Consider the following 18580-nt stretch of genomic DNA (forward strand, 5'->3'; position numbering starts at 1 on the left):
TGCTTAAGTGCAATTTGTTTTCCTCTTAACCTGAGCTTTGTTACAGTGACAAGAGTTGTCAGCCAGGGATGCCAGGCGTGATAAGGTGGAAAAGCTCGTGCATGTGAAAAATACTTTTTACACAACAACCATTACCGTCATCATTGTCTCATTGATTGTTTCATTGTCGCTTGCCGTCCAGATTGCCACGTCCCGACAGCAGTCAATCCAGCAAATCAATACCAGCGTTGCCAACCTGAGCCATACCCTTAACGTCTACACGGAAGGGATCATTCGCCAAAGTGAAATGTTGATTACCACCGTTTCCGACACAATCGAAATTTATGGTATGACCCCGCAACAGGCGATCAATATTCAGCGAATGATAAGCAATCAGGATAATCTTCTTACTCAGATTAATAATGTGGTTGTCTATGATGCGCATGGGGATATCTTCACTGCATTGCACAAAAATTTTGCGGGCCCCCATAATGGCGCGGACAGGGCATTTTTTGTCTATCACAAGGAAAATAAAAGTCAGCAGATTTATATTGGTGAGCCGGTGATAAGCAGAACCAATGGTAAATGGGTTATTACTCTTAGCCGACGCCTTGAAACCCACACCGGTGCATTTAACGGTGTTGTGGTGGTGACGCTGGGTATCGAAAATTTTCTGGCACTTTATGGACAGATTAATATTGGTCACGCGGGCGTTATTGGTTTAACGACGCAAGCAGGCGTTTTACTGATTCGTTATCCCTTTAAAAATAACTATATCGGTACGATTTTTTCTGACTCACCTCTCTTCAGAAAATACCTCAAGGTACAAAATACAGGGATAGCCAGCTCTGTCTCCAGGTTTGATAAAATCGAACGCATTTATGCCTATGAGAAAAACAGACGCTACGGACTGGTTACGACGGTAGCGGTAAGCATTGATGAAGCCCTTTCACCGTGGCGCAAGCAAGCGATTCAGCTTGCCGCACTTATTTTGGTGTTTACCGCGACGCTCATCGTGGCGTCCTGTTTCCTCTATTCCGACCTATCCAGAAAAGCACGGGATAACAAAGCGCTAAAGATTATTGCCTCGGAGGATGCGCTGACAGGGCTTTATAACAGGCGCATCTTTGATGAAAAAATCGTCTCGGAAATTGCGGCGTGTGCGGCAAAGGACGCGCCGGTTTCGCTGCTCCTTGTGGATGTGGACTACTTCAAAAAGTACAACGATAACTACGGTCATCCGGAAGGGGACAGATGCCTGGCGTTGCTGGGAAACTGCCTCAGGGAAAGTCTCACCCGCGACAACCAGATTGTGGCGCGCTATGGCGGGGAGGAGTTTGCGCTGATTTTGCCTGAAACGGATATCCAGGAGGCGCTCCGCCTTGCGCAGACGATTATTCGCTATGTTTTCTCTCAGCAAATTGAACACTCGTTTAGCCCCTTCGGGCGGGTCACGGTAAGCGTAGGGGTCTCCAGTGCGCGTGCTGTCAACATCGCGGGTAGCCAGCAGAATATTATTAATGCTGCCGACCAGGCGCTCTATCAGGCAAAACGCGGCGGGCGCAACCGGTACGCTTTCGTTGGGGCTTGATCAAAAAAAAGCCCACTCATGAGTGGGCAAGAAATACTGGAAGCAATGTGAGCAATGTCGTACTGAATACCTGAGTGTTTATCTCAACTATTCAGTATTGAGAAAGATAATCTTTCTCAATAAAAGATGCAACCCCACAGTTCTTGTGTAAGGGCATGTTGATGAAGAAATGCGCAGACTCTCTCTGTGAGGCTTATCACAAATTTCCTTTCTCAGATCCTGTGCTATCCTTTTTGTGTCGTTGATTTAATGACAAAAACCATACAGAGAGGAAAGTTATGGGAATTTTATCCTGGATTATCTTTGGGCTTATTGCGGGTATTCTGGCGAAGTGGATCATGCCGGGCAAAGATGGCGGTGGGTTTATCGTCACCATAATACTGGGTATTGTCGGCGCGGTAGTCGGCGGTTGGATCAGTACGCTGTTCGGTTTTGGTAAAGTCGATGGCTTTAACTTCGGCAGTTTCGCGGTCGCGGTAATCGGCGCGCTGGTTGTGCTGTTTATCTACAGAAAGATCAAAAGCTAATACTGAAGCGTTAAAAAGGCTGCCATATGGCGGCCTTTTTGCGTAACGGGTTTACCACCAGCCAAACTGCGTGCCGGCAAACGCCACGACGGCAACGATCAACATTATAAGGGTGGTTTTTCTCATTTATGCCCCCGGAGCAGCGTAACCACCGACAAAAAACCACGTCAGAAATACCACCGCCGTTATAAAAATAACGACCGGGAAGAGGATCCCTATTCTCATATCATCACCTGTTTCGGTTTTTATAACGCCGTAGAGTGTACGGGGTTAATCCATCGCGAGAAAGCCTGTTTTGCTTTTTCCTTTCTTATCCTGATACATCGCGATATCTGCGGCACGTAACGCACTGTCCGGATCGGTTACGCCGGGATCCACTTCGATAACGCCGAGGCTGGCGCCAGGATAAATGATGCTGATGCTACCCAGCCAGTATTCCCCCGCAATTCGGGCGCTGAGGCGCGTTCTGAGAAGGTGGATTTGCTCCTCATCCTCGACGTTGCTCAGAGTGGCCACCAGGAACTCATCGCCGCCCAGCCGGCCGATGATATCGTCCTGCTGTTTTTCTGCGGTCAAACGCTTGCCCACTTCAATCAGGAACTGGTCGCCTGCTTCATGCCCGTAGCGATCGTTAATCAGTTTAAAATCATCCAGATCGATAAACGCAATGATGGCGTTACGTTTCAGATGCCTCGCCAGAGAAAACAGGGTCGTTAAATCCTCAAAAATGGCGCGACGATTGGGCAGACCGGTCAGAGCATCGGTATAGGAGTGTGCAATGAGGGCCGCATTGGCTTCACGAAGCTGGGTGACCAGAGACTCTTTTTGAATGTACTGACCGATCAACCCGGCGAAAAGTTTTAATATCTGTTCACCGCGTTCGCTGAGCGGTTTTTTTGCCGTGCTGGTGGCGCAGAGCGTACCGTAAAGCGAGCCATCGGCAAGATGAACGGGGATGCTCATGTAAGTGGTAATGCCGAGTGCTTTCGCCGCTTCACACTCCGGCCAGCGCTCGGGAACATCGTTACTGAATAATGTGTCGCTATCCAGCGCGCGCTTACACAGCGTTTCATCCCATGGCACGCTTAACCCTTCCGGGATAGTCATCTGCTTGCTGTTTCGGGCATAGAGGATATGCTGCAGCCGGGCTGTTATATCCACCTTCGTCAGGTAAGTCGACTCCATGTCGGTGACGATTTCCAGCATCTCCAGCAGCTGACGAACGAGGCTTTCAAGGGATTGCTCGGTGGCAAGGGTTTCTGAAACGCGAGCGAGGATAAGATCCGACATGACGTAGAATGACTCCCAGGCAGAAGACGTCTGCATCTGCATGTTATGCTGAATTTTTAGGCTTCCGGCATAGTAAAACATGAATATAGAAAATTTAATATATGGAGAGGTAGGCAGCAGGCGGGAAAAAAAGCCCCGTTGTTGAGAACGGGGCAAAGACATCTTGATTACGGAATGATGTTCTCTGGTCAAAGTGAGAACATGCCAGACTGTAGCGTTGAAAAGTGCAGTTAGAATGGAGAAATCATGGAGAAAGCGGCGACAAGCCGTTACCCTTAGCCAATGATGATGTCAAAAGGATCAACAAGATGAGATTTCTGCTACTGGCGCTGGCGCTTCCCCTGGTTGCCTGCACCGCAAAAACAACCCCACCCGATGCCCCGAAACCGCCGCACGCCGTGGGCATGGCGAACCCGGCTTCCGTTTACTGCCTGGAAAAGGGCGGGGAACAGGTCCCAATTCAAAGCCCGCAGGGGGTCCGCACCGAGTGCAAGCTGCCCGGTGGCGAAGTGATCGACGAATGGACGCTCTATCGTCGCGATCATCCGCAACCTGCCAGGTGACAGAGGGACAGTAGCTGCGATACACTTCTCTTTAGGATTATTCTTAGCCAATTTCTGGCTACCGTTACCGCGAGAGAAGTATGTTTCAGCTTAAACCGGGCAGCGTGGCGATGATCGTCGGTGCCCGCACGGCGTCAGGCCGTCGCAATATTGGTAAATCTGTGGAGCTATTTGGTCTCTGCCAGCCCGGCCAGCGTTTCGTTAACCCGGTCAACGGCGTGATGACGCAGTTACCCGCAAGCGCGGACCGCGCGCTCTGGCTGGTGACGGGAGACGTCTACGCCTTTGACAATCAGCACGGCTTTGCGTTTGTTCGCGCCGAACACCTGATGCCGCTCACCCCGGACGAAGCTCCGCAAATTCAGGATGAGCTGGCGGTCAGCTGATCACAGATGGCGCAGCCAGTCGGCTAAGACCAGAGCGTGATTCTGCTTCGTGTCCTTCGCGCCGTAGAGCAGTGTTACGGTCTGCTTTTTCGCCAGCGCCGCCAGACGCTCTCCTTCGTCCTTATGCTGCGCCAGCTCTTCCTTGTAGGCTTTAGTGAAGGCTGCGAAATCAATCGCTTCGCTATGAAAGTCCTTGCGTAACGCGCTGGACGGTGTGAGTGTTTTACACCATTCGTCATACGCGAGGTCCGTTTTTTTCACCCCGCGGGGCCAGAGCCTGTCCACCAGAACCCGATAGCCATCGCCCGGGCTCGCCTGTTCATAGACGCGTTTGCACTGAATCATAATTCCACCCTCCCAATTTAAGGTATTGTGATAATTGCAGAAGATCGGTAGTCTGAGGTTCCTTATGTTATCTGATAATACTCTGGCATAAGGAACCTTTCATGGAACACCTCCCGGTTAAAACGACGCTGCGCATTGCGCTGGTTGGCGATTACAATCCTGATGTTATTGCACACAAGGCGATCCCGCTGGCCATTGACGACGCCGCCGCGGTCCTTGACCTCACCGCCGATTACGACTGGCTTGCCACCACGGAATTAACCAGTTCTGAGGATCTGGTGGGCTACGATGCCATCTGGCTGGTTCCAGCAAGCCCCTATAAAAATACCGAGGCGGCCTTTATTGCCGCACGCTACGCGCGTGAAAACAGCATTCCGTTCCTGGGCACCTGCGGTGGGTTCCAGCATGCGTTAATTGAGTATGCCCGTAACGTGCTGGGCTGGAGCGACGCGGCACATGCTGAGACGGATACCGAAGGCACGATGGTGATTGCGCCGCTGACCTGCTCGCTGGTGGAAAAAACCGATGCCATTGAGCTGCGCAATAATACGCTGATCGCGAAGGCCTACGGAAAGTCGGAAATCGTAGAGGGTTATCACTGTAACTATGGCGTATCGGCGGCATTTGCTCAGGAACTGGAGAGCGGTGATATGCGCGTGACGGGCTGGGACGAGCAGGGGGAAATCCGCGCTGCGGAGCTGGTGACCCATCCGTTCTTTGTGATCACCTTATTCCAGCACGAGCGTGCTGCGCTGGAAGGGCGTCCGGTGGTGCTGGTGCAGGCAATGCTGCGCGCGGCGCGCGGGTAAAAAAGGCAGACCCGATGGTCTGCCACCGTGTTTATCGGGGCGCGATTTCCCGGTCGCGCCCGGCAAGTACGCCGCAGATGGCCATGACGACAGCGGCCAGCGCGCAGGCGAGAAGCGGGATCCGCCAGTCTCCAGCCGAATCGTGAATTTTACCCATCAGCGGCGGACCGCAGGCGGCGAGCAGATAACCAATAGACTGTGCCATACCGGACAACGCTGCCGCCTGGTGTGCGGAGCTGGCGCGCAGGCCGATGAACGTCAGGCCGAGGATCATCGTTGCCCCGGTACCAAAGCCAAACACCAGCGTCCACATTACCGCCATCTCAGGCATAAACCACAAACCCGCCGCGCTAACCGCGCACATCAGCCCAACCGCTCCGGCGATGGTTCGCTGATCCTTCAGGCGCTGGAGGACGAGCGGAACGGCAAGCCCCGGCACGGCCGTGGCAAGCTGTAAAAGGCCGTGCACCGAGCCGGCCTGCGCTTCGCTGAAGCCATGGCTGAGCAGTATTGCCGGCAGCCAGCCGATGATGACGTAATAAATCAGCGAGTTAATCCCCAGAAAGAGCGTCACCTGCCAGGCGAGTGCCGAGCGCCAGATCGCGCGGTTATGCAGCGCGCCTGCGCCCGTTACCGTTGCGACGTGTTTCTGACGCCACTGCGGCAGCCAGAGCAGCAGTGCGACCAGCGGAAACGCCATCAGCATCAGCAGCGCGCCATGCCAGCCCGCATCACCCTGAGCCAGAGGTACGATCAGCGCCGAGCCTAACGCGGCAGAGACACCCATCGTCAGGGAATAGGCGCCCGTGAGTCGGGCAACCTGGCCTGGGAAATCACGCTTAATTAAGCCGGGCAGCAGCACATTCCCCAGCGCGATCCCGCAACCAATCACCGCCGTTCCGATGAAAAGCAGGGTAGCGGAAGGCAGGGAGCGAACCGCAATCCCGATGCAAATCAGCATCAGGGCGATAAACAGGCTGCGCTCCATGCCGATACGCCGGGCAACGCCCGCCGCGAGCGGGGAGACAAGAGCAAAGGCCAGCAGGGGCAGGGTGGTCAGCAGACCGGTTTGCGCCGTACTTAAGCCATAATCAAGGCGAATAGTGTCGAGCAGCGGCGCTGCGCCGGTAAAGGTGACGCGAAGCGTGGTGGCAATCATCAGGATGCCTGCGATCAACAGCGCGCCCTGTTTTCCTGAGGTGCGAAGAGCAGTAGTCATTGTGTTCTCATACGTTCAAGCGAGCGCACACAATACCGATTTTCTCAGCGGTTGAAATCAGGCTAAAATGACAGTTTATCGCTAATATCGGACAACCTGATGATTGGTCTGGGACTGGACGGCTACGATCCTGATAGCCAGCACGATGCGGCCGTCGCGTTTCGCATCCGCGTGGTGACGGAAGAACAATATATTCCGCAGCATCAACACCGTAAGGGGCAGCTGATTCTGGCCCTTGGCGGCGCGATCACCTGCGAAGTGGAAAATGCGATGCTGATGGTACCGCCCCAGTATGCCGTCTGGATCCCAGGCCAAATGCCGCACAGCAACAGGGCCACGCCGGGGGCGCAGCTCTGCTTTTTGTTTATTGAGCCTGGTGCCGCCAGCCTGCCCGACCGCTGCTGCACCCTGAAAATCTCTCCCCTGGTGCGGGAGCTGATTTTATCCCTGGCGGAAAAACCGCGAGAACAGCTGCATCTTGCGGCCACATCGCGTCTGGTGGACGTCCTGTTTGACGAGTTGCCGCTCCAGCGCCAGGAGCATCTGCAGCTGCCCGTCTCTCCCCATCCTAAAATCCGGCTGATGAGCGAGAAGATGGCGGAAGAGCCCGCCGCCTGGCAGACGCTGGCACAGTGGGCGAGCCATTTCGCGATGAGTGAACGCAACCTGGCGCGGCTGGTGGTCAAAGAGACCGGTTTAAGCTTTCGCCGCTGGCGTCACCAGCTTCAGCTGATCGTGGCGTTACAGCATTTGATTAGCGGGAAATCGGTGCAGCAGGTGGCACAGTCTCTGGGCTATGACTCTACCACCGCGTTTATCACCATGTTCAAAAAGGGGCTGGGCCAGACGCCGGCGCGTTACATGGCCAGCCTGACTATGACTTCCCGATAAACAGGGACACCAGCCCTGCCGCAATCAGCGGGCCTACCGGCACGCCGCGGAAGAGCGCCACGCCGAGTACCGTGCCCACCAGCAGGCCCGCCACCAGCGAGGGCTGGCTGCTCATCAGCGTCACGCCGCGTCCGCCCAGCCACGAAACAAAAATCCCCACCGCGATCGCCACCAGCGATTTCCAGTTCACAAACGAGTGCAGCAGCGTTGAGGCGGGAAGGGTGCCGCTGGCGATGGGAGCCATCACCCCGATGGTTAAAATGATGATCCCGATGGTGAGGCCTTGTTTTTCTATCCACGGGAAAAAGCTATTTAACGGGGTCACGCGCACAATAATCAGCACCAGAATCGAGATGGCGACGGTGGTGTTATGGCTGATAAAGCCGAGCGCGGCGAGCGCCAGAAGAATGAGCAGAGTCGGGTCAAACATGGGGGATCCTTGCCAGAATAATTATTCTGCTTACTGTACGCGTAAACGCGGCGGAGGACAGCGTTTAAAAGATTTTATCGCTGTCATTACCCTGTCATTTACGCGGATTAAAACGAAGGCAGGTATCGCAAAGGGATCGCCATCATGAACGATCACATGTTTGTTGAAACGCTCATTATCTCCTCATCGTTTTTCGCTATTGCCGTGATTCTCGTCGCCTCCGTGCTGTTTCTGGAAAGAAGAGGCTAGCGCCGTCACGACGACGCCTTATGGAAGTTTACAAGCTCAGGACGGGCGATGCGCAGGTAATCCTGGGTGTCCATGATCACGGATTTCTCCAGTAAACCGGCGTTAAAAGCAATTTCGTCGAAACGCTCGAACAGCAGCGGGTCGGCCACCAGCGCCAAATCAGGATGGAAGCTAAAGGGCGGGATCGCGCCAAAAACGCAGGCGGTAAGGGTATCGACCTCGGCCGGGCTGGCGAGGGAGGCTTTAAGCCCGCCAAAATGGCTGGCAAGCTGGCTCAGATCGGCCTGCAGGTCGGCGGCCAGGATCGCCAGTACATGTTTTTTAACGCCGTTGCCCTTCACCTTGCAGACCAGGGCTTTTGCCCCCTGGCGCAGATCGGTCCCGCGAATTTCACTCACCGCTTCGCATTTCCCCACCGCCTCGTGCTCCATGACGCGAAAACGCGCGCCCTGCTCGGTGAGTAAGGTAATCAGCTGATGGTGGGTACTTGTCCCCATAACGTCGTCAGTCATCACAATTTTCCCGGTGATAATCCAGTATGCAGCTTGCTACATTAGCACGGGATAAACGGGGTCGAAAGAAAACAGCCAGCGGATTCGCTGGCTGTTGGGTTATGCATTGCTGGTAGCAGATTGCTTGTGGAACAGCTCCCTGAACACAGGATAAATATCATCCTGATCGCGGATATGCTGCATGGCAAAGTTATCGAACATGGACTGCAGATGTTCATATTCCCGCCACAGGGTCTGGTGGGCGCGACGGGTGATTTCGATATAGCTGTAGTAACGCACCACCGGCAGAATTTTCTTCGCCAGGATCTCGTGACACAGCGGTGAGTCGTCGGCCCAGTTGTCGCCATCCGACGCCTGCGCGGCATAAATGTTCCACTGCGCCGGGTCGTAACGCTCTTTCACTACTTCATCCATCAGCTTCAGGGCGCTTGATACGATGGTCCCCCCGGTCTCCTGGGAGTAGAAGAACTCATGTTCATCCACCTCTTTGGCCTGGGTGTGATGGCGGATATAGACCACTTCCACGTTCTTATAGGTTCTGCTCAGGAACAGGTAGAGCAGGATATAGAAACGCTTCGCCATATCCTTGGTGGCCTGGTCCATCGAGCCGGAGACGTCCATCAGACAGAACATCACCGCCTGGCTGGAGGGTTCGGGACGTTTTTCGTAGTTCTTGTAGCGCAGGTCGAAGGTATCGATAAACGGCACGCGGTCGATCTTCGCTCTTAGCTCGGCAATCTCTTTACGCAGGCGCTCCTCTTCCAGCAGCTGCGCCGGCTCCGTGTTTTCCACGACCTTCAGGCTGCTCTCCAGCTCGCGCAGTTCGCGACGTTTGCCTGCCGTCATGGCCGTGCGACGCGCCAGAGAATTCTGCAACGAACGCACAACGCTGATATTGGCGGGCACGCCGTTAGCGGTATAGCCCGCGCGATGGGTTTTATACTCGTTAAGCTGACGATGCTGATTCTTTTTAAGATTCGGCAGCGCAAGGTCCTCAAACAGCAGGTCGAGATATTCATCTTTCGAAATCTGGAAAACGAACTCATCCTGGCCTTCACCGTCCTGGCTGGCCTGCCCCTGACCGCTTCCTGAACCACCGCCGCCGCCCTGAGGGCGCTCAATTCTGTCGTTCTGAACGAAGTGGTCGTTACCTGGATGAACGCGATGGCGCAGGCCGCCGCGCCCCTGATGAAACATCGGTTCGCTGATGTCATCGGTAGGGATGGAGACAGACTCGCCGCTGTCGACGTCGGTCACCGAGCGTTTGTTGATGGCCTCGGAGATCGACTGTTTAATTTGCGCTTTATAACGGCGCAAGAAGCGCTGGCGGTTCACCGTGCTCTTGTTTTTGCCGTTAAGACGCCGGTCAATAAACCAGGTCATATACCCCCCGTACTGCATTTGCCAACTTGCGTTTTTGTTGGCCCGGCAGGCGCAGGCGCTACCGGGCACTTGTTTTAGGACGATTTACGCACGCGCAGATACCATTCGCAGAGCAGGCGAACCTGTTTGCGGGTGTAGCCTTTTTCCATCATACGGTCGACAAAATCGTCGTGTTTCTTCTGCTCGTCGGTTGAGGTTTTGGTGTTAAACGAGATCACCGGCAGCAGCTCTTCGGTATTGGAGAACATTTTCTTCTCAATAACCGTGCGCAGCTTCTCGTAGCTGGTCCAGTTCGGATTGCGCCCGTTATTATGCGCTCTGGCGCGCAGGACGAAGTTCACAATCTCATTACGGAAGTCTTTCGGGTTGCTGATCCCGGCAGGCTTCTCGATTTTCTCCAGCTCCGCGTTCAGGGATTCACGATCAAACAGCTGGCCGGTATCCGGGTCGCGGTACTCCTGATCCTGGATCCAGAAGTCAGCATAGGTGACATAGCGGTCGAAAATGTTCTGCCCGTATTCTGAATAGGATTCCAGATAGGCCGTCTGGATCTCTTTGCCAATGAACTCGGCGTATTTCGGGATCAGGTAGCCTTTCAGGAACTCAAGGTAGCGTTCAGCCTGCTCCTGCGGGAACTGCTCGCGCTCGATTTGCTGCTCCAGGACGTAGAACAGATGAACCGGGTTGGCCGCCACTTCCGCGTGGTCGAAGTTAAAGACCCGGGAGAGGATCTTAAATGCGAAACGCGTGGAGAGGCCGTTCATCCCTTCATCAACCCCGGCGTAATCGCGGTATTCCTGGTACGATTTCGCTTTCGGGTCGGTATCTTTCAGGCTTTCACCGTCGTAGACGCGCATTTTCGAATAGATGCTGGAGTTTTCCGGCTCTTTCAGACGCGACAGGATGGAGAAGCGCGAGAGCGTTTCCAGCGTGCCAGGAGCGCATGGCGCATGCACCAGCTCACTGTGGTTAAGCAGTTTTTCGTAAATTTTGATCTCTTCGGAGATCCGCAGGCAATAAGGCACCTTGACGATGTACACGCGGTCAAGGAAGGCCTCATTGTTTTTGTTATTACGGAAGGTTACCCATTCCGATTCGTTCGAGTGGGCGAGAATAATCCCGTTAAACGGCAGGGCGGAGATACCTTCCGTCCCGTTGTAGTTCCCTTCCTGGGTCGCCGTCAGCAGAGGATGCAGCACTTTGATCGGTGCTTTAAACATCTCGACGAATTCCATAATCCCCTGGTTGGCGCGGCACAGCGCACCAGAATAGCCATAGGCATCCGGGTCGTTTTGTGCGAAGTTTTCCAGCTTACGGATATCGACTTTACCCACCAGCGCCGAGATATCCTGGTTGTTCTCATCACCCGGTTCCGTTTTGGCGATAGCGATCTGCTCCAGGATGGATGGCCACACTTTCACGACGCGGAATTTGGTGATATCACCGCCAAATTCGTGCAGGCGTTTTGCCGCCCACGGCGACATAATGGTGCCGAGGTAGCGACGCGGGATGCCAAACTCTTTATCCAGAATTTGCGCATCTTCCTGCGGGTTAAACAGGCACAGCGGATGGTCGTTCACCGGGCTGCGTTCGCCGTTGGCGCTCAGCACGTAAATCGGTACGCGCTGCATCAGCGACTTCAGGCGTTCAGCCAGCGAGGATTTACCGCCGCCGACGGGGCCGAGTAAATAGAGGATCTGTTTCTTCTCTTCCAGACCCTGGGCGGCATGCTTCAGATAGGAGACAATCTGTTCAATGGCATCTTCCATACCATAGAACTCTTCGAACGCCGGATATCGGGCGACCACCCGATTCGAAAATAGACGGGAAAGCCGTGGCTCCAGGGCAGTATCAACCATGTTTGGCTCACCGATAGCCATCAATAGCCGTTCTGCCGCATTGGCATAGGCACTGCGATCTTGCCGACAAATGGTAAGAAACTCCTGCAGTGTGAACTCTTCGTCCTTGGCAGCTTCGTAGCGCTGGCGATAGTGATCGAATATATTCATGGCATGCCGTCCTTTCGTTTTTTAGCACAGGATAAGAGCCGTTCGTATGAGTAGTGGAGGCTCCCGGAAGAGAATCTCTCGCACCCCACTGCCAGAGCAGCAACCTGTGTGCCAGGTCAGACGCTAAGAACCGCAGGTGTTCAGGAAAACTCTTCTTAAATTTAAGCGTAGATGGCATTTGCCAAACTTGCATGCTGAGAAAAACTAATTTCAATGACATATCAATAACTCATCCAAAAATTTCCACCCTGGTTATAAGGCTTAAGCACGTTTTTCATTCAGCGGTCATATAAATGAAAGCGGGTTGTCATCTGAAAAGTTAAAAATAATGGGTTAATCAGACTGATTAGCAGGCAAAAAATTTTGGGATGTACGGGAATGGCGGTTACACTTCACCCGCTGATTATTTGACTACAGGAAAGAATGGATTGTGACCAAACTCAAACTTCTGGCATTGGGCATCCTTGCCGCGACCGCAGTTAGCACCGCTCAGGCGGAAAGTCAGTGGACGGTGGGTGCGGGCGTTGGCGTCATTAACAGCCCATACAAACAGTATGACCGCGATGTTTATCCTGTACCCGTTATCACCTATGAAGGCGATAACTTCTGGTTCCGCGGTCTCGGCGGCGGCTACTATCTGTGGAACGATACGGCCGATAAGCTTTCTATCATGGCCTACTACGATCCAACGCACTTCAAGCCGGGCGACAGCGACAGCCACGCGCTTCGCCAGCTCGACAAGCGCAAAAGCTCCATGATGGCCGGGCTTTCATACGTGCATAACACCCAGTATGGCTTCCTCCGTACGGCCCTGGCGGGTGATACGCTGGATAACAGCAACGGCTTTATCTGGGATCTGGCGTGGTTGTATCGCTATACCAACGGTGGGCTCACCCTGACGCCGGGTATCGGCGTGCAGTACAACAGTGAAAACTACAACGACTATTACTACGGCGTTTCTAAAAACGAGTCCCGCCGCAGTGGGCTGAAAAGCTACAGCGCCGATGATGGCTGGGATCCTTACCTGGAGCTGACCGCGAGCTATAACTTCCTCGGCGACTGGAGCGTCTACGGTACCGGCCGTTACGAGCGTCTGAGCGACGAAGTGAAGGATAGCCCGATGGTTGATAAGTCCTGGGCTGGCATCTTCTCGGTGGGTGTGACCTACAAGTTCTGATTGTGCATTATTGCGGTGCAATCATTGCATCAAAACGGGGCGCTTGCGCCCCGTTTGCTTTGGTGTGGTGCAGCGACCTTATCGCTTAACGATGCGAATTGTCTGCCCTAAACGAGACGGCTTTTCCTCGCTCGCTTTTTGCGGGGTCGTCACGCAGGCTGTTTCCACGCAGACGAACGTTTTGTAACCGTCATCAGGGATGTCGGCCATGCTGATGGAGAGTGCAGGCCCCGGGTTCCAGCCCACCACGTTGCTGTGATGGTGATGAACCACCTCAATGCCGCGGTTCAGAGCACCGTCGTGGATCACGCTGCACGCTTCCGGATGCAGATAGACGCGGTCAGTACGGTCAGGGAACGCCTGAACGCCGTCACTCAGCTTACCTTCCTTCGCGTTATCAACTTTGTCGATAAAGGTATCGCCCAGGCCGCTCACCTTCACTGCATTGATGTCACCCACGTTGAAGTAGGTATGCAGGGCAGAGGTGGTCTCGAACTCGCCGTGGGCTTCCAGCTCAATCTCGCAGCTCTGACCCAGTTTGAAGCGGGCATACAGGGTGAAATCATGCGGCCACAGGGCGCGGGTTTCATCATTAGCCTGCAGCTCAAAGGTCAGCACTGCGCCGTTGTCATCTTCGTTATGCGCTTTCAGCGTCCACTGCTGGTTACGGGCGAAACCGTGAGAAGGCAAACCCGGCTGTACGGACGGGCCAAACCACGGCCAGCAGATCGGTACGCCGCCGCGAATCGCATCCCCTTTTTTGAACGAGGTGGCGTCACTCAGCCACAGCGCCTCCGCTTCGCCTTCCGGTTTCCAGGAGAGCAGGTGTGCGCCGTTCAGCGCCACGGAGGCTTTAACGCGCGGGTGGTCAACGACGATAACGTCGGCACCGTCAATCTGACGGCGGGAGAGCACAGGGGTAAGTTGTTCGACTACCGGAAGTGCAAAAATTTTATTTATCATTAAGCAATCCTCTGTCTAAAAAACAATAAAAAAGGCGACCGAAGTCGCCTTTTTGGATCAATCACTCATCTCAACTTATTTGGAGATGTGAGCGATCAGGTCCAGTACTTTGTTAGAGTAGCCGGTTTCGTTGTCGTACCAGGAAACCAGTTTCACGAAGTTGTCGTTCAGTGCGATACCTGCTTTAGCATCGAACACGGAAGTGCACACTTCGCCGTTGAAATCGGTAGATACAACGTCGTCTTCGGTGTAACCCAGAACGCCTTTCATTGGGCCTTCGGAAGCAGCTTTGATTGCTTTCTTAATTTCTTCATAAGAAGCAGCTTTTTCCAGACGAACGGTCAGGTCAACAACGGATACGTTAGGAGTTGGAACGCGGAACGCCATACCAGTCAGTTTGCCATTCAGTTCTGGCAGTACTTTACCTACAGCTTTAGCAGCACCGGTAGAGGATGGGATGATGTTCTGAGCCGCGCCACGGCCGCCGCGCCAGTCTTTGTGAGACGGGCCATCAACGGTTTTCTGAGTAGCGGTGGTCGCGTGAACGGTAGTCATCAGACCTTCGATGATGCCGAAGTTGTCGTTGATCACTTTAGCCAGCGGTGCCAGGCAGTTGGTGGTGCAGGATGCGTTAGAAACGATGTCCTGGCCAGCGTAAGTTTCGAAGTTTGCACCGCGAACGAACATTGGGGTGTTGTCTTTGGAAGGACCAGTCAGAACAACTTTCTTCGCACCCGCAGTGATGTGTTTACGTGCAGTTTCGTCGGTCAGGAAGATACCGGTTGCTTCAGCAACAACGTCAACACCGATTTCGTTCCATTTCAGGTTAGCTGGGTCTTTCTCAGCAGTAACGCGGATGGTTTTGCCGTTAACAACCAGGTGGCCGTCTTTCACTTCAACGGTGCCGTCGAAACGACCGTGAGTTGAGTCGTACTTCAGCATGTACGCCATGTATTCAGCGTCCAGGAGATCGTTGATACCAACGATTTCGATGTCAGAACGTTTCTGAGCAGCACGGAAAACAATACGGCCGATACGGCCAAAACCGTTGATACCTACTTTGATAGTCATATATTCCACCAGCTATTTGTTAGTGAATAAAAGGTTGCCTGTAAAATTACAAAAACCTTACGCAGCGTCAAGCGGAATCGTGTCAATCATTGCGACAAATCAATCCTGTGACTAACGTTTGTGCGACTGACTCGCCTCACTTTCCCTTTGAGCTTGCAACCACATGGGGGCTGCGCCCGGAATTTTAAAGTCCTCGCAGGATAAAAATGTGAACGTGATCACAATTGCCTGACCGCCTTTTCGCGACACATAAGTTTAGAACAAAAGTGCACGCAAGGGTGTTAATGTTTTGTTAGAATCCGGGTTAAAAGATGTCTGTTTCTACAGCGAGATGTAAGCATATGTCGAACCAACATAACCCTGACGATCTGAAAAAAAACCTTACCGAAATGCAGTTTTACGTGACCCAGAATCACGGCACGGAGCCGCCATTTACCGGGCGATTACTGCACAACAAGCGAGACGGTGTCTATCACTGTCTGGTCTGCGATGCCCCGCTGTTCAATTCACAAACGAAATACGACTCCGGCTGCGGCTGGCCGAGCTTTTACGAGCCGGTGAGCGATGACGCAATCCGCTATCTGACCGACTCGTCGCACGGTATGGTGCGCACGGAAATTCGCTGCGGTAACTGCGACGCGCACCTGGGGCACGTCTTCCCGGACGGTCCTCAGCCAACGGGTGAGCGTTTCTGCGTGAATTCAGCCTCAATGAGCTTCACCGATGATGAAAACGGCGACCAGATTAAGGGTTGAAAAAACGATTCAGCAAATTATTCCTTTGAAAGGGAGAGATCGTGAATATTGAGGACATGATTAACGGGATGACCCCGGAAGTTTATCAGCGTCTGGTGACCGCCGTTGAGCTGGGAAAATGGCCGGACGGTGTGGCGCTCACGCCTGAGCAAAAAGAGAACAGTTTGCAGCTTGTGATGCTGTGGCAGGCGCGCAATAACACCGATGCGCAACACATGACTATCGACACTAACGGTCAGATGGTGATGAAGAGCAAGCGCGAGCTGAAGGAAGATTTTGGCATCACGCCGAAGCCGATTGCGACTTTCAAATAATGCTCTACATGCAGGCCGGGTAAGCGTTAGCGCCACCCGGCACAATACACCTTAGTGCGGGATCCCGAGCGACTCCGCCAGCTGTTTCGCTAACTGATTATTGTCGTCTGCTCCGTACTCCCAGAACATCGCCCCGGCGAGGCCTTTCTCTTTGATGTAGTCCGCCTTGATCGCGACAGAACGCGGATTCTCATACGAAATCGCAAACAGTGCGTTGCCATCGGCACCCTTTACCGAGAGCCACGGTACCTTCGCCTGGTCGTCCCAGTGCTCGGTAAAACGTTTCTGCGGATCGTTCAGCAGCTTCTTCACGATATCGTTGTACTTCACGTAGGTATCTTTAGTCAGGTCATAGCCGAGCGACTTAAACAGGGCGATCTCCTGCGGTCCAAAGTAGGGCTGTGTGACCGGATTTTTTTGCGCGTCCGGCTTGCTCCAGTCAATGCCCGGTTCAACCGCACGTTTCGGTACGCGGCCGTAAAAACCGATCCCGAGGTTCATCTGCTTCGGCTTAAGGCCGGCGGCCAAATAGTTGTTCACCACAAAATCGACGCTGTATTTGTCGGCGGCAGCCACCGTTGGCCAGGCGCTGGAGTCATACAGGTTCGCGTTGAAGTACTGTGTCCCGTACGCCATGTCGTAGGTCATCAGGTTGATGTAGTCGAGGAGCGGGGCGATGGCTTTGACATCCACCCAGCTTTTCGGACTTTCCGCATTCGCCCCACCGCAATGGTCACCAGCTTTTTCTGCCCGAACGCGTCGCGCATCTCTTTCAGCAGGGCGGTGAAGTTATCCCTGTCGGCTGGCTGGCTTGCAACCAGCCCCCACGCGCCGTTGACCGGATATTCCCAGTCGAGATCGATCCCGTCCAGACCGTATTTCTCAACAATTTCCTTCGCGGAGCGGATAAACACCGCGCGACTCTCCTGGGTTGCCGCTGCGCCAGAGAAACCGCGTGCCCCCCAGCCGCCAACGGAGAGCAGGACTTTCAGGTTCGGGTTTTGCTTACGCAGAGTGGGGATTAAGGCCAGATCGGACGCCACTTTTGGCGACAGCCAGATTTGATGCAGCTTCGCCGGATCTTTCAGCGCGGGGTTGGTCTCGTCTTTCTCGTTGTTATAAACAAGCCCAAACGAGTAGTTCAGGTGGGTGATCTGACGAACGTCCAGTTTATTGATATCGCCACCCGGTCCGGCGGTGACATCGCCACCCCCGTTAAAGTAGCCCACGGACATCAGAGGCGCGGCGGAAGCAAGCGACGCGCAAAGCAAGGGTAATGCTGCCAGCAGGGGCAAACGTTTCATACAAGTTCCTCTTTGACTTAATAAAAATAACCACGCCACAGAAAAGGCGTGGCGAAAAAACAGCCTGAAGAGAATAGCATTGCCGCTTCGCTGAGGATGCGAGGGAGTTCACTTTATGGGGATTGGGAGGGGTTTTGCCGGGTAAGCGTCAGCGCCACCCGGCTTAAAAGGCTACGCCTGCGTTTCCTGCCAGTCTGCCAGCGTATACAGCGTTGCACCTTCGGCGGCCATATCCATAAACGCCTGGGCGCTGTCCTGTGGTTGGATGTTCACCCCGCGACAGCCGTCGGTGATGACGCTAACGGTATAACCCAGCTGGAGCGCGTCCAGCACGGTAAACTTCACGCAGTAATCCGTCGCCAGACCCAGCACGATCAGCTCCGTGATTTCATGGTGACGTAACCACGCGTCCAGTGCCGTCTTCTGGCGATGCCCGTTATCGAAAAACGCGCTGTAGCTGTCGATAACCGGGTTTTCACCTTTATGGAACACCGCGTCGATGGCCTTCTGATTCAGGAGCGGGTGCAGCTCCGCTCCTTCGGTCTGCTGTACGCAGTGATCCGGCCAGAAGGTTTGCGCCAGACCGTCGAGTTCACCCTGGGTGAAAGGCTCAACGTTGTGCTGGCTGGCAAAGCTGCCGTGGTTCGCCGGGTGCCAGTCCTGGCTGGCGACAACCGCTTCACCGCGGGCTTTGCACCAGCCAATCAGGGTATTTGCCACGTCAACGGTGCTGTCACCTTCGGCGACGGCCAGCGCGCCGCCCGCGCAGAAATCATTTTGCAAGTCGACCAGTAGCAGGGCGCGTTGCTTCAT

Annotated in this window: 21 protein-coding genes and 1 pseudogene; 10 read left to right on the forward strand and 12 right to left on the reverse strand. The window is 54.1% G+C overall.

Annotated features, from left to right (window positions below):
• The first annotated feature begins 85 nt into the window (after positions 1-85).
• Positions 86-1570 (forward strand): sensor domain-containing diguanylate cyclase, encoded by a 1485-nt coding sequence (locus tag ACMWL8_RS06460; protein WP_235428257.1) that lies wholly within the window; start codon positions 86-88, stop codon positions 1568-1570.
• Positions 1571-1848: 278 nt separating this feature from the next.
• Positions 1849-2097: a GlsB/YeaQ/YmgE family stress response membrane protein gene (locus tag ACMWL8_RS06465; RefSeq protein WP_028012758.1), complete on the forward strand. Its 249-nt coding sequence runs from the start codon at positions 1849-1851 to the stop codon at positions 2095-2097.
• Between the two features lie 126 nt (positions 2098-2223).
• Here ACMWL8_RS06465 and ACMWL8_RS06470 read toward each other — a convergent pair whose 3' ends face one another.
• Positions 2224-2322 carry a YoaK family small membrane protein gene (locus ACMWL8_RS06470; protein WP_049003319.1) on the reverse strand — a complete coding sequence of 33 codons (99 nt, stop codon included), beginning with the start codon at positions 2320-2322 and terminating at the stop codon, positions 2224-2226.
• Between the two features lie 45 nt (positions 2323-2367).
• Complete coding sequence (locus tag ACMWL8_RS06475) at positions 2368-3387, reverse strand: sensor domain-containing diguanylate cyclase (RefSeq protein ID WP_045261818.1); 1020 nt, start codon at positions 3385-3387, stop codon at positions 2368-2370.
• 308 nt (positions 3388-3695) lie between these two features.
• Between ACMWL8_RS06475 and ACMWL8_RS06480 the strand changes: the two genes are divergently transcribed.
• Together ACMWL8_RS06480 and ACMWL8_RS06485 are read left to right on the forward strand one after the other, a co-directional pair.
• Positions 3696-3950: a DUF333 domain-containing protein gene (locus ACMWL8_RS06480; RefSeq protein WP_045261615.1), complete on the forward strand. Its 255-nt coding sequence runs from the start codon at positions 3696-3698 to the stop codon at positions 3948-3950.
• A gap of 80 nt (positions 3951-4030) precedes the next feature.
• Complete coding sequence (locus ACMWL8_RS06485) at positions 4031-4336, forward strand: periplasmic protein (protein ID WP_045261614.1); 306 nt, start codon at positions 4031-4033, stop codon at positions 4334-4336.
• Here ACMWL8_RS06485 and ACMWL8_RS06490 read toward each other — a convergent pair whose 3' ends face one another.
• On the reverse strand, positions 4337-4681 hold the full coding sequence (locus ACMWL8_RS06490) for a DUF488 domain-containing protein (RefSeq protein WP_041910484.1): 345 nt from the start codon (positions 4679-4681) through the stop codon (positions 4337-4339).
• 101 nt (positions 4682-4782) lie between these two features.
• Here ACMWL8_RS06490 and ACMWL8_RS06495 point away from each other — a divergent pair, with 101 nt between their 5' ends.
• Positions 4783-5490 carry a CTP synthase gene (locus ACMWL8_RS06495; protein WP_045261613.1) on the forward strand — a complete coding sequence of 236 codons (708 nt, stop codon included), beginning with the start codon at positions 4783-4785 and terminating at the stop codon, positions 5488-5490.
• Positions 5491-5521: 31 nt separating this feature from the next.
• Here ACMWL8_RS06495 and ACMWL8_RS06500 read toward each other — a convergent pair whose 3' ends face one another.
• Positions 5522-6709, reverse strand: a complete 1188-nt coding sequence (locus ACMWL8_RS06500; protein ID WP_045261612.1) for a CynX/NimT family MFS transporter — start codon at positions 6707-6709, stop codon at positions 5522-5524.
• A gap of 99 nt (positions 6710-6808) precedes the next feature.
• Between ACMWL8_RS06500 and ACMWL8_RS06505 the strand changes: the two genes are divergently transcribed.
• Complete coding sequence (locus ACMWL8_RS06505) at positions 6809-7600, forward strand: AraC family transcriptional regulator (protein ID WP_045261611.1); 792 nt, start codon at positions 6809-6811, stop codon at positions 7598-7600.
• On the opposite strand, the gene ACMWL8_RS06510 is transcribed toward ACMWL8_RS06505, so the two are convergent.
• Positions 7584-8030, reverse strand: a complete 447-nt coding sequence (locus ACMWL8_RS06510; protein ID WP_045261610.1) for a DUF441 domain-containing protein — start codon at positions 8028-8030, stop codon at positions 7584-7586. The genes ACMWL8_RS06505 and ACMWL8_RS06510 overlap by 17 nt on opposite strands.
• Before the next feature lie 144 nt (positions 8031-8174).
• Here ACMWL8_RS06510 and yoaI point away from each other — a divergent pair, with 144 nt between their 5' ends.
• Positions 8175-8279: a small membrane protein YoaI gene (gene yoaI, locus ACMWL8_RS06515; RefSeq protein WP_088205013.1), complete on the forward strand. Its 105-nt coding sequence runs from the start codon at positions 8175-8177 to the stop codon at positions 8277-8279.
• Positions 8280-8284: 5 nt separating this feature from the next.
• On the opposite strand, the gene ACMWL8_RS06520 is transcribed toward yoaI, so the two are convergent.
• The 3 genes from ACMWL8_RS06520 to yeaG all read right to left on the reverse strand — a co-directional run bounded on the left by ACMWL8_RS06520 (position 8285) and on the right by yeaG (position 12183).
• Positions 8285-8791: a YbaK/prolyl-tRNA synthetase associated domain-containing protein gene (locus tag ACMWL8_RS06520; protein ID WP_028012766.1), complete on the reverse strand. Its 507-nt coding sequence runs from the start codon at positions 8789-8791 to the stop codon at positions 8285-8287.
• A gap of 99 nt (positions 8792-8890) precedes the next feature.
• Entirely contained in the window at positions 8891-10174 is a 1284-nt protein-coding gene (locus ACMWL8_RS06525; RefSeq protein WP_028012767.1) for a YeaH/YhbH family protein, read from the reverse strand.
• 74 nt (positions 10175-10248) lie between these two features.
• Positions 10249-12183, reverse strand: a complete 1935-nt coding sequence (gene yeaG, locus ACMWL8_RS06530) for a protein kinase YeaG (RefSeq protein ID WP_014883443.1) — start codon at positions 12181-12183, stop codon at positions 10249-10251.
• A 430-nt stretch (positions 12184-12613) separates the two neighbouring features.
• On the opposite strand from yeaG, the gene ACMWL8_RS06535 reads away from it, so the two are divergent.
• Complete coding sequence (locus ACMWL8_RS06535) at positions 12614-13360, forward strand: MipA/OmpV family protein (protein ID WP_023335330.1); 747 nt, start codon at positions 12614-12616, stop codon at positions 13358-13360.
• 78 nt (positions 13361-13438) lie between these two features.
• Here ACMWL8_RS06535 and ACMWL8_RS06540 read toward each other — a convergent pair whose 3' ends face one another.
• Both ACMWL8_RS06540 and gapA read right to left on the reverse strand, forming a co-directional pair.
• A complete protein-coding gene (locus ACMWL8_RS06540) occupies positions 13439-14323 on the reverse strand; it encodes a D-hexose-6-phosphate mutarotase (RefSeq protein WP_045261609.1) in 885 nt (294 codons plus the stop codon).
• 75 nt (positions 14324-14398) lie between these two features.
• Complete coding sequence (gene gapA / locus ACMWL8_RS06545; RefSeq protein WP_006809136.1) at positions 14399-15394, reverse strand: glyceraldehyde-3-phosphate dehydrogenase; 996 nt, start codon at positions 15392-15394, stop codon at positions 14399-14401.
• A gap of 341 nt (positions 15395-15735) precedes the next feature.
• Here gapA and msrB point away from each other — a divergent pair, with 341 nt between their 5' ends.
• A complete protein-coding gene (msrB, locus tag ACMWL8_RS06550; RefSeq protein ID WP_028012770.1) occupies positions 15736-16149 on the forward strand; it encodes a peptide-methionine (R)-S-oxide reductase MsrB in 414 nt (137 codons plus the stop codon).
• Between the two features lie 41 nt (positions 16150-16190).
• Positions 16191-16463: a YeaC family protein gene (locus ACMWL8_RS06555; RefSeq protein WP_045261608.1), complete on the forward strand. Its 273-nt coding sequence runs from the start codon at positions 16191-16193 to the stop codon at positions 16461-16463.
• Positions 16464-16514: 51 nt separating this feature from the next.
• Here ACMWL8_RS06555 and ACMWL8_RS06560 read toward each other — a convergent pair.
• Positions 16515-17767: pseudogene (locus ACMWL8_RS06560) on the reverse strand (glycoside hydrolase family 18 protein).
• A gap of 171 nt (positions 17768-17938) precedes the next feature.
• A complete protein-coding gene (gene pncA / locus ACMWL8_RS06565) occupies positions 17939-18580 on the reverse strand; it encodes a bifunctional nicotinamidase/pyrazinamidase (RefSeq protein WP_045261607.1) in 642 nt (213 codons plus the stop codon).

This window comes from Enterobacter sp. 04-C-12-SI-ECC (genome assembly GCF_047530715.1).
In the GTDB taxonomy this organism is placed as follows: domain Bacteria; phylum Pseudomonadota; class Gammaproteobacteria; order Enterobacterales; family Enterobacteriaceae; genus Enterobacter; species Enterobacter bugandensis.